The sequence below is a fragment of the Neisseria sp. HMSC064D07 genome (assembly GCF_001837185.1).
In the GTDB taxonomy this organism is placed as follows: Bacteria; Pseudomonadota; Gammaproteobacteria; order Burkholderiales; family Neisseriaceae; genus Neisseria; species Neisseria flavescens_C.
The window spans coordinates 1-10,216 of sequence record NZ_KV831644.1; the positions used below are offsets into that span (position 1 = coordinate 1).

Annotated in this window: 8 protein-coding genes and 2 pseudogenes; 3 read left to right on the forward strand and 7 right to left on the reverse strand. The window is 40.2% G+C overall.

Features of this window, described 5'->3' with window-relative positions; all coding sequences use genetic code 11:
- Positions 1 to 234 (forward strand): annotated as a pseudogene (locus HMPREF2608_RS00610) (L-aspartate oxidase); the annotation flags it as partial.
- Positions 235 to 1,028: 794 nt separating this feature from the next.
- Here HMPREF2608_RS00610 and HMPREF2608_RS00615 read toward each other — a convergent pair.
- On the reverse strand, positions 1,029 to 2,339 hold the full coding sequence (locus HMPREF2608_RS00615; protein WP_070825628.1) for a Tle-like phospholipase domain-containing protein: 1,311 nt from the start codon (positions 2,337 to 2,339) through the stop codon (positions 1,029 to 1,031).
- On the reverse strand, positions 2,336 to 2,995 hold the full coding sequence (locus HMPREF2608_RS00620) for a hypothetical protein (RefSeq protein WP_283115586.1): 660 nt from the start codon (positions 2,993 to 2,995) through the stop codon (positions 2,336 to 2,338). Before HMPREF2608_RS00620 ends, HMPREF2608_RS00615 begins: the two co-directional genes overlap by 4 nt.
- Before the next feature lie 494 nt (positions 2,996 to 3,489).
- Here HMPREF2608_RS00620 and HMPREF2608_RS00625 point away from each other — a divergent pair, with 494 nt between their 5' ends.
- Both HMPREF2608_RS00625 and HMPREF2608_RS00630 read left to right on the forward strand, forming a co-directional pair.
- Entirely contained in the window at positions 3,490 to 5,433 is a 1,944-nt protein-coding gene (locus HMPREF2608_RS00625) for a PEP/pyruvate-binding domain-containing protein (protein WP_070825634.1), read from the forward strand.
- A gap of 91 nt (positions 5,434 to 5,524) precedes the next feature.
- Positions 5,525 to 6,157, forward strand: a complete 633-nt coding sequence (locus HMPREF2608_RS00630) for a histidine phosphatase family protein (RefSeq protein ID WP_070825629.1) — start codon at positions 5,525 to 5,527, stop codon at positions 6,155 to 6,157.
- A gap of 267 nt (positions 6,158 to 6,424) precedes the next feature.
- Here HMPREF2608_RS00630 and HMPREF2608_RS00635 read toward each other — a convergent pair whose 3' ends face one another.
- The 5 genes and pseudogenes from HMPREF2608_RS00635 to HMPREF2608_RS00655 all read right to left on the reverse strand — a co-directional run.
- A complete protein-coding gene (locus HMPREF2608_RS00635; RefSeq protein ID WP_070825630.1) occupies positions 6,425 to 7,636 on the reverse strand; it encodes an NADH:flavin oxidoreductase/NADH oxidase family protein in 1,212 nt (403 codons plus the stop codon).
- A 74-nt stretch (positions 7,637 to 7,710) separates the two neighbouring features.
- Complete coding sequence (locus HMPREF2608_RS00640; protein ID WP_070591088.1) at positions 7,711 to 8,022, reverse strand: ArsR/SmtB family transcription factor; 312 nt, start codon at positions 8,020 to 8,022, stop codon at positions 7,711 to 7,713.
- A 268-nt stretch (positions 8,023 to 8,290) separates the two neighbouring features.
- Positions 8,291 to 8,917 (reverse strand): TIR domain-containing protein, encoded by a 627-nt coding sequence (locus tag HMPREF2608_RS00645; protein ID WP_070825631.1) that lies wholly within the window; start codon positions 8,915 to 8,917, stop codon positions 8,291 to 8,293.
- Positions 8,918 to 8,933: 16 nt separating this feature from the next.
- Entirely contained in the window at positions 8,934 to 9,428 is a 495-nt protein-coding gene (locus HMPREF2608_RS00650; RefSeq protein WP_084824512.1) for a TIR domain-containing protein, read from the reverse strand.
- A 2-nt stretch (positions 9,429 to 9,430) separates the two neighbouring features.
- Positions 9,431 to 10,216: pseudogene (locus HMPREF2608_RS00655) on the reverse strand (hypothetical protein); the annotation flags it as partial.

Genomic DNA, 10,216 nt, shown 5'->3' on the forward strand with positions numbered 1-10,216 from the left:
TTCAGCCGCCCCACCCTACAAGCGTTCAACCAACACCATCTGGGCATCCTCCGCAACGATACCGACCTGCGCCGTGCCATCGCCCAACTGCGGTTTTGGAAGCAAAGCCAAGCCGAACCGCACACCGCGTCTGAATACGAAAACCGCAACCTACTCGAATGCAGCCTCGCAGTCGCCCAAGCCGCATACGCTAGACGGCAAAATATTGGCGCGCATTTTAATAGTGATTGTTAAGGTTGATAGTGAAAACTTTTCTCCAATAAATAATGTCATTGACTGAAAAAGCAAAGGTTCACACATGATTAAGGAAAGATTGAAAGAAAGTAGGAGAAACTGTGGAAACTAAAATGCAGGGATTGACAGTAGTTATAAGTGATAATAACTAATCAACAATGGTCTTTTGCATTTTGTAGAGAGAAAAAAAGATAGGATTAATGAAATAAGACCATCTGAACAGTTTTGCATAAGTTCAAACAAAGTTAGCACAATTCACTATCTTTGCCCTAATCTATTTCTTCAGGCTACTATTAATGATAGGTTCACAGTGAAATTAAAATTAAACAGCCAAATTTCTATCAAAACCTATTGATTTTATACTAAAAATTGGAGTACTATACGGAATCTTTTAAAATTAACTAATAGTTAACAAACAGGAATAAACAATGGCGATTGTTAGGTATAGAGGAAAACTACATAATTTATATTATGTTAAATTTATAATGCTAGTATTTTAGCCTGCTAAATTCTGTTTCGCTCAGTAGTACAATCACGTATAGAATCCAAGAATAAAAAAGCCACCTGAAATTTATCAGATGACTTTTTCTCTGTTGATGCACACTAAATTCTCATTATAACGACTAGTTTTACGACGGTTGTATTCCTTTTTTCATGCTGCCGATGTCCCCTAACGAATTTTGAACAAATTTTTAACTGACATCTTCTATTCCACCCAAGGCATTTGCCAATTTTAAAATAGTGGCATCATAGTCCAAGTTCGTTACCGAACCGCGCCTTGGCGTCCATTTCTTTTACGACAAGTTCATACCTCGTGTCTGGGTTTGCGCTATCTGTCTTTGTTGTTCATCATATTCAAATTGCCGTGTAGCTTGTTGAATTTGATTCAAACTTTCTACTGCTGGTATAGAGGCAGATTCATTTATATGCATTCCAACACGATTTAGATGGGGGTTGAGTTCACCAATTAGATATTGATCTCTTTGCACACTGAACAGAGTGGCATTAGTCATTCCTTGTGATGTCCCTAAAGCAGTAAGAGCCATTACGGAATTTTGGAATTTTTCTTTATCAATAGGCAAACCGTTTTTCTCATGGTAAGCGATCATATGCCCTTTGACAGAATCAAAAAGTTTTTGTGCCTCAGGTGGAAGAGATTGTGGGTTAAATGAAGCAACTGTCTGCATAAAATTGTACTGCTCTTCCTTATCATTCCAAGACATCAGGTTCGGATCTCTGTCAATTTTTTCCCGGATTTTCCGGTACATTTCTTGTGATTCATTCAGACTTTTGTTAGTTTTATAAATACCGCTTCGAATAAAGCTGACATCGCCACGATAATCATCAATCATTTTTTTATTGCGTTCAGCTAACTCTAAAGCTGGCCTATAATTGCGCTCCAAAAGTATAGACTTAGGACCTGTAAAATTGCTGATAGAATGAGACCACCAATTAATAAGTGCCGCTGGAGTAGCTTGCGATGCAAATGTATTGATACTTGTATTGTAGCCAGCAGCCCACATACCCATCAGTTCGTGATTCTGAGCTAGAATGACCATTTTGCCGTAATGTGGACCTGCAGCAGATACGACATCTGAGGCCAAGGCATAATTGATTACTTTATCCCCCCCTTTAGGAATCCCATTTAAAGCTGCTGCACCATAGGCGTTAAAGGTAACGCCCTCCTGCTTGAAACGATAAGATTGAATTTGAGCTAACGTTCCACCTAAGGAATGACCAACTTGTGTGATTCTAGGGGTGTTATACTCAGGGTGATCATCGTGAAATTCCTTAGCTGCTTTTAGCGCTATCCTAGTCAGTTTTACTGCATCTTCTGCCTGGATATTGGCCTTATGTATAACCATTTTCAGATCAACTTTGGCATCCATCAGAGATGACGTCCCCCTATGGGCGACAACAATCTCATTGGTACGGACATCTTGATAAACTACACCTTGGTAGTCTGTTGTCGGATTTTTGTGGATAGCTAGGACTCTATAATGATTTCCACCAATAAGTAAGGTTTTATTAGGAGGGGTAACTACACGGTTTTCATAGGAATCTTGGGCAAGGTCGGCATGTTGTTGTTTGCTTAGTTGGCTCATGGTTTAATTTCCTCTAAAGTAACGGTAATACTAAAAAAATCATTGTCATTATGAGGTCCCGGTCCATAACCTTTCAAAGTATTCTCCCCAAAATCAGGGGCTATTCTTTCATCTGGTAAACCGTCTTCATTTTTATGATACGGATACCCTCGCTTCCAATAATATTTGGTCAGTGTTTTTTCTTTTTCAAGATTTCCCATTACATCGCTGATATTGAATTCAGTTTCTTCCTTTTTACCTGTCGCCTTAAATGAAGCTCCAAAATTTTCAGGCTTCCATTGGCAGACACCTTCTCCGAAATAATCCTCATCCAGTACAGCATCAGCATAGAAGAGTACTTCGTATTCATCATGTCCGACCAAATTCATTTTGATTGGAATATTTTTTTCAGGAGATGCCGTCGCACCTGCCAACCGACTAATGGTATAAGAACAATTTCTTGCTGCATAACCAATATACATATCGTTTATAGGTTTCATCGGCCCTGGTGCATTATTAATCTTAACCTTGATCCTGTATGGTTGTTTCGGCTCGGGGTTCAATTTGAAACGTGCTTCTGTTTGTTGTTGGACACTCATATTATTTCTCTCCGTACAAGCATTTAGGCTAAAAGTTGACAATAAAGCTGCAGATAGCAGCAGAATAAAAGGTTTCATCAGTAAAGTCCTTATTCAATATCATGAGCAAATTAAATATTACTTTAAGATAACTTGATCAGGATACATTCATGTTCGTTTATTGTCTGATGCTTCAACGTATTTACACGTTACTCTAAATTGTGGTTTATAACAATATTCAGACATCTTAACTGAGATGATGCTAATGGTAAATAGATAGTGATTAACGGGAAAAATGTAGTCTGAATGGTAATATTTAAAAAATATTGGAAACTCTACTTTACCTTATCCTACTCATCGTTTTTTTCTATTTCTTCTTCCTTCTTCTAAATTTCAATAACTTGTTTTAAAGTATTCAGGTCCATGAATATTTTAGGAGTGTTAACAATCTAAAAGGCCGTCTGAAATTACGTTTCAGACGGCCTATTTAATATCAGATGATAAAACTGATTTATCCAGGCAACAAACAGTTTGATTTAGATTTTTACAATAGGTATATTTCTTTTCATCTGATTTGGATAACCGATAACATCATGAAGCCTGCTTTTAGCCTCCCAATATTGCTTTTACTTTCAGCCTGCCGTCCTGAAGCTGAGACAGTCGATACGGCTGCACCAACGGCGCGTAAGCCTTCTTATTACGAGTCTGAAAAGCGTCAAACTGTAGCCACTCCAGTTAAAACACAAATTCCTGTGTTATCTGCAATCAAAAGCCAGGCTGATTTTGACTTACTTTCGCGTATCTATGAGCAAGGTAGTGAATATGAAATTCCTCATATCCTCTTTCTCATCGATCGTGAAGATGATAACCGTACCGACTACATCAATACTCCCAAATTTCGGCTGCACGAGCACTATCTGGCTACTATCTTGAAACCCATGCTGTCAAAATCTGAATTGAATCAACAATATCGTAGTCCTAATCGGCGTTATCTGTTTGGTACGATCAGTTGGCAGAATAGTACTCAGGAATATGTTTATGAGTTTTGGGAAGGAGATAAAATCACGCCTGAATTGTTGAAATTGGCGGCAGGCCGTCTGAAAGACAGTTTCTACGCTCCGTTGCGTTATAAAACCAATTCTTTATGGCAGGAAACCGTTGCCGAGCAAAGCAAAGTTCCTTTTATTACCCAAGAAAGTTTGATTAAAAATTTTCCCTACCTGCCTCTAAACCAAGGTAAAGCGATAGGTACATTACGCGTTATTGCCAAAGAAGATGATCTTTATAATGTCGGAGCCGACGATATTATTATTTTGAAAGAGGTTCCCCTAGAGTTGCCACCTGTGGCAGGGATTATCAGTGAAAAACCATCCACTGCACTATCGCATGTGAATGTATTGGCACGCGGCTGGGGGATTCCCAATATTTACCTTAAAGACGCAGAAAAAATCCTAGCCCCATATATTGGCCGTCGTATCGAATTTGAAGCGACTGCTAAACAATACCTAATTGCCCAAACCAACCGGAATACTACCAGCAAAAGCTTTTCAGACGGCCTTACCCTGCCCCAACCCGATGTTTCCGATTATGGCCTTAGGGCTTTGGCAAACCTGCGCCGTGATGACAGCCGTTACTGCGGTAGTAAGGCTGCCAACCTCGGTCATATCCGCGCCCATATTGAAGGTAGTAATGTACCTGATGGATTCTGCATTCCGTTTGCCTACTATCAAGCCATGATGGATAGGCTGGGTATTAACGCGACAACACTGACACAAATCGAAACGCAAAGTGATGGAGACAATCGCAAGCGCCGTACTGCTTTACTCACGCTGCAGAAAAAAATTACCGATGCCGAAATCCCGTCGGAATGGAAACATAGATGGACTGAACAATGGCGCAATCAATTAAACAGCAAAGGCGTGTTTGTCCGTAGCTCCTCTAATTCCGAAGACCTGCCCAATTTCAGCGGCGCAGGGCTGTACACCACCGTGCCAAATGTTACCGATGAAAACGCATTGGCCGAAGCAGTGAAGCAATCTTGGGCTTCCGTCTTCAATTACAGTGCATACGAAGCCCGCCGTATTGCCGGATTGCCTCACGATAGCGTGAAAATGAGTGTCTTTGTGCAACAAAGCATCAATGCAGGTCTCTCCGGCGTGTTGGTTACCATCAATCCTTATGATATTGCTCAGAAAAACAGCTCCTACATTGCCGCCAAACGCGGGTTGGGTATTCGTGTCGTTGAAGGTAAACGGGTAGCCGAACAGGTAGTCTATAACCGTCGCAATGATTCTGTACAACGTCTCAGCTCCTCTAATGAAACCACAGCATTGCAACTGGATAAAAACGGTGGAGTACGAGAGGTGCCTGTAACCAGTGGCAATGTAATGAATCAAGGACAAATACGTCGCCTTGACCAAACCGGCCAACAAATCAAACAGCTATTTGCTAATGGTGAGCAGGACATTGAATGGGCGTTTGACAATCGTAAGCTTGTTATCCTCCAGGCACGACCGTATCTAAACGGCACACGTTAAAGTAAAAAGGCCATCTGAAATTATCGTTTCAGACGGCCTTTGCATTATGAGTTAGTTATACCCTATACTTCCCGTTCTCCAAGGAACTATGATGTCAAAACAGCTCACTTTTTATTTTATTCGCCATGGCCGTACCCAATGGAACGAACAAGAGCTTTTGCAGGGATCAGGCAATTCACCACTGACCGAACAAGGAATTACAGGAGCTCAGAAAACCGGGGCGGCGCTACAACAAGTAGAATTTACCGCTGCTTACTCCAGCATTTTACAACGTGCCATTGATACGGCTGGCCATATTATCGGCCAGCGTCCCATCCCTCTTTTTCAACACTGTGGACTAAATGAGCAATTTTTTGGAAGTTGGGAAGGTATGCAGATCGCTGACTTGCGGAAGCTAACCGAATTCAAACAACTGACCAATGACCCGGCAGCTTATAAAGCATTAAGCAATGGTGGCGAAACCTTTGAACAATTAGCAGTACGTGCAATGGACGCCCTTTGCGATATCATTAAAGTACATCAATCGGGAGCCAATATTTTAGTGGTATCACATGGCCATACCTTGCGGCTTTTATTATCCTTACTAGGCGGAGCGACTTGGGAAAACCATCGTGATGAGGGTAAATCCGTGTCATTGTTAAATACTTCGATCAGTATTGTGAAATACGATAGTGAAAGCGGTTTTCATATTGAGCAACTTAACGATGTGGCTCATTTACAATGATCACAATCTATTACCTAATTCACACATCGACACACTGTTAGCTCAAGCCCCAATACGCTTGTTTTAAATCTACTCATTATTTTTTATTTTAAATCTCAACTAAAACAAGGTCTTTTCTGTATTAATGTCTCTGCCGTAAATTCTAAAAAACCGTTTAAACTTAAAGATTCAAACGGTTTTTTAGTATCAATTTATTTATATTCCATGCTTTTACATACGGTTAAATTTTAAAATTTAATCTTCCTTCAAATCCAACCGCTTTCATCATCAAGCCCTGCCCGTACTCAAACCTGCTTTGCCATTTGCCCATAAAGTTTTCAGCAATACTTTCCACGCTGACAATTTGGGATCAGGCTGTTTGCCTTGTCCGATTAAATCCATTTGCGTCATGTACCAATTCATTTCCAGCATCGCGCCTGCTTTTTTATCAACCAACGCCACGCCTGTTTGGATGCGGTCGGTTTTCACGGTTTGGTAGGTGCCGTTTTGCATTTTTTTTGCTAAATCAGGCACTAAGGCAAACGGACGAGCGACACCGACCAAATCCAAATGGCCGCTGGATAAGGCGTCTTCCATGGCGTTTTGCGAACGGAAGCCGCCGGTGATAATCAGCGGAGCTTGGCTGACTGCACGGGCTTTTTCGGCGTAATCGATGAAGAAAGCTTCGCGTTTGCGGGTGCTGTCTTTGGCGGCTAGCATTTGCGGGCTTTCGTAGTTGCCACCGGAAACTTCAATAAAATCAATGCCCATTTCTGACAGTTTTTGTACCACCTGCACCGATTCGCTTTCGTCAAATCCGCCTTTTTGGAAATCCGCCGAATTGAGTTTTACACCCACTAAGAAATCTTTGCCCACAGCGGCGCGGATGGCGGTGTAGGTTTCCAAAAGGAAGCGCATACGGTTTTCCAAACTGCCGCCCCATTGGTCTTGGCGGCGGTTGTGGTGCGGCGAGAGAAATTGGCTGATGAGATAGCCGTGCGCGGCGTGAATTTGTACGCCTGAAAAGCCTGCCTGTTCAGCAAATTTGGCGGTTTGCACGAATTGTTGAATCAGCCTGTTGATTTCATCAGCGGTTAATTCGCGTGGCGGATTGATAAAGCCGTCCATGCCTACCAATGGTACAGCGCTTGGCGCAAGCGGTGTTTTATTGACCACTGCAGGCGACTGTTTGCCCGCATGGTTGATTTGCATGATGAGCAGCGTGTCGTTTTGCGTGCCGGCTTTCGCCCATTTTTTCAGCATCTCAAGCCCCCGGTCGTCTGAAATCACCACATCGTTTATCGAACCTTTGCCGCTTTCGGCGACCATCACATTGCCCGTAACCAACACACCTGCACCGCCTTTTGCCCAAGTGTCGTAGAGGCGGACAAGTTTTTCAGACGGCTGGTCGTTTTGGGCAAGTTGCTCTTCCATGGCAGATTTGAAGATACGGTTTTTGGCGGTTTTGCCGTTTGGAAAAGTGAACGGGGTAAATAACATAATTCTTTCCTTTAAGTTGATAGGTTTAAAAATATAAACGTATTTGGGTAAAAATAAAGGGTTAACGGATAACCCTATTTTGAAAGTGGGCAATTTTGAGCCATCAAATCGGCAAGCTGTTTCAACCTCGCCACTGCATCCGCCATGGCAATACTGTAAAACCGCTCTTTGCCGACCTGCTCCACCGCCACCGCACCGGCTTGCAGCATGATTTTCAAATGATGCGACACCGCAGGGCGCGACAGATGCAGATGCTCGGTCAGCTCATTCACATTCATCTTGCCATGTTCCCACAGCACGCGCAGGATTTGATGGCGGTTTTCATCACTCAACACGGTAAAGATGGGAATGCACTCGCGCATTAAATTCATGGTTTGTTGCGGCATATTCGGCTTCTTTGGTTTATATGTTTAAAAACTTGAACTCATTTTATTGGGAAAGATGGAGAATGTCAAAGGGAATTTTTAGAAGATGGTTTTTTAGCGCTCCATTCTGGGCAACTGGTCGAACTGTTGCCCGAATACGCCATCACTTACGATCCGCTTTATCTCTATTACCCCAGCCGCCGCGGGCATTTGAATGTATTCAAGTTGATTGTCGATGTGCTAAAGGTAAAAGCTGTCTGAAATTTCAGACGGCTTTTGGGTATATGCACTAAGGTCTTACTACGATATTATATTTGTCTCCTTTATCTCTAATTTCTATTGCAGCGTCTATCCAAGCATTTGGATTGGAAATAAACTGATCCCAATTACACTGTAACATATATGAATTAGAGCAACCATTTCTTAGTTTATATGCAATATATGGAGTGTGACGGTTATTTAAGTTCTTTTGAATAATATCAAAATAAAATCCGTATGAATTTACATAATCATAATTTCCATATCTATCAGGTAAAACTACTAACAAAATTGCATTACGCTTACTCCTGTTATCTGAACGTTGCTTACTTCTTAATGAATAAGCAATTTCCCAAGGTATCCATTGATCTTTCTCTGCTTTCCAAGAATCTTTCATATTAGGGGAGAGAAGAACAATGGTAACAGAACTATCAAAGATTTTATCTGCCAGCTTTGAGCGGATAGTTTCACTTTTAAAGTCCGCTAAGCTATCGTCATCCTTTTCACCTTTATTAATATGAATTCCATCCCGATCAAATTTATTTTGAATAATATCCACATAATCACGGGCAGTTGTTACATGAAAAAAGTCATGTGGCCTTAATTGCTTCACTGAATTATCAGAATACTTGTATGAAATAAATACTTTATTTCCCATAATAAATTCCCTTAAATTATTTATATTCTTCTCTGATAGAAATTGCTGTTTCAATCCATTCTTCTATATTGTCTGCAATATTATTATAGGCATCTGAAGATTTAGGATCATAACAATTGACAATATTAGATAATTTAGAACCATCTTTTTTAAATTTAAATTGCTCAAATGGACTTCTTCCTTTTCTACTACATTTACCACTTTTTGGATCTTTTAGGTTATGAATATAGATACCCAATACACCTTTCCCTTCATTCCAAGCCTTTTGAATTTCATATTTTACCCATTTTCGTTTAGCTGTATCTTCTCCAATCAGAACAACCAAACAGCTTTTACCAGCTAAATTTTCATCAATCCATTTCTGTATTTCTTTATCTCCCTTCCTTTTTATTTCTTCCCAGGTATTAGGTGTCGCAGGTGGATTGCCTTCTAGCTTCCCAATATTTCTTACTTGTTGAACACGGAAAACATCTTTTTCATAATGAAAACTATAAAATACTTTTCTCTTCATAATTATTTAACCTTATTTAAAATTGACAAAATATGATATTTCAATTCATCTAGCGGAATATTTTCTTTAGATAGTGCTTGCATTTCAGTTTCAATATTTTCAGAGCACTCCTTGCGCATATCTTCTTCCCAAAGTTGTTTTGCCATATGACCTGTACTGGCAACGGGAATTAGGATATTCTTATTTCTTTTGGAGATATCAAACTCTTCTTGCATACCATTTGATGGAATTATCTCTCCATTTTGTGATTTATTTCCAAATAGAAATATAGAGATACCAGCATAAGAAATCATATCTTCACGCCAAGCAGACCATAATTCTTTACCTTCTTTATTTTGAGGAAATGGACGAAGTATCAAATAGTCCTCATCTATTTTTAAATTTTTTTCCGTAAGATATTTTATCGATCCTGAAATAACTGAACTGCCTATTCCCAATCCAAAACCTGTAACAATACGATACCCTAGTTTTAAAATCTCTTGAGAAAGAGAAGAAACAAATTGTTCAACCTCTTGCTGAGAATAAGGAGAATAATCTTCTGCAGCGCCTGAGATAAAGACAGTTTTACGTTTTTGTGCTTGTTCCACCTCACGTAAAATCTCTGTAATTTCCTCATATTGATTAACCAATAAAACGCTAATCCCTACTCTTTTTAAATCATTGATAAATAACTCTTGTTTACGCTTCCTGTATTCAAAATCAGCTTGATTTTCTTCAGGTAATTGCTGAACTTTGCGAAGAATACAAAAATGTTCTGAGACCTTTGCAAAAAAGCCCTTCCTTCGACA

Coding starts and splice junctions, on each gene's coding strand:
- HMPREF2608_RS00615 (WP_070825628.1), bottom strand. CDS start 2,339: ATGAGCCAACTAAGCAAACAACAACATGCCGACCTTGCCCAAGATTCC.
- HMPREF2608_RS00620 (WP_283115586.1), bottom strand. CDS start 2,995: ATGAAACCTTTTATTCTGCTGCTATCTGCAGCTTTATTGTCAACTTTT.
- HMPREF2608_RS00625 (WP_070825634.1), top strand. CDS start 3,490: ATGAAGCCTGCTTTTAGCCTCCCAATATTGCTTTTACTTTCAGCCTGC.
- HMPREF2608_RS00630 (WP_070825629.1), top strand. CDS start 5,525: ATGTCAAAACAGCTCACTTTTTATTTTATTCGCCATGGCCGTACCCAA.
- HMPREF2608_RS00635 (WP_070825630.1), bottom strand. CDS start 7,636: ATGTTATTTACCCCGTTCACTTTTCCAAACGGCAAAACCGCCAAAAAC.
- HMPREF2608_RS00640 (WP_070591088.1), bottom strand. CDS start 8,022: ATGCCGCAACAAACCATGAATTTAATGCGCGAGTGCATTCCCATCTTT.
- HMPREF2608_RS00645 (WP_070825631.1), bottom strand. CDS start 8,917: ATGGGAAATAAAGTATTTATTTCATACAAGTATTCTGATAATTCAGTG.
- HMPREF2608_RS00650 (WP_084824512.1), bottom strand. CDS start 9,428: ATGAAGAGAAAAGTATTTTATAGTTTTCATTATGAAAAAGATGTTTTC.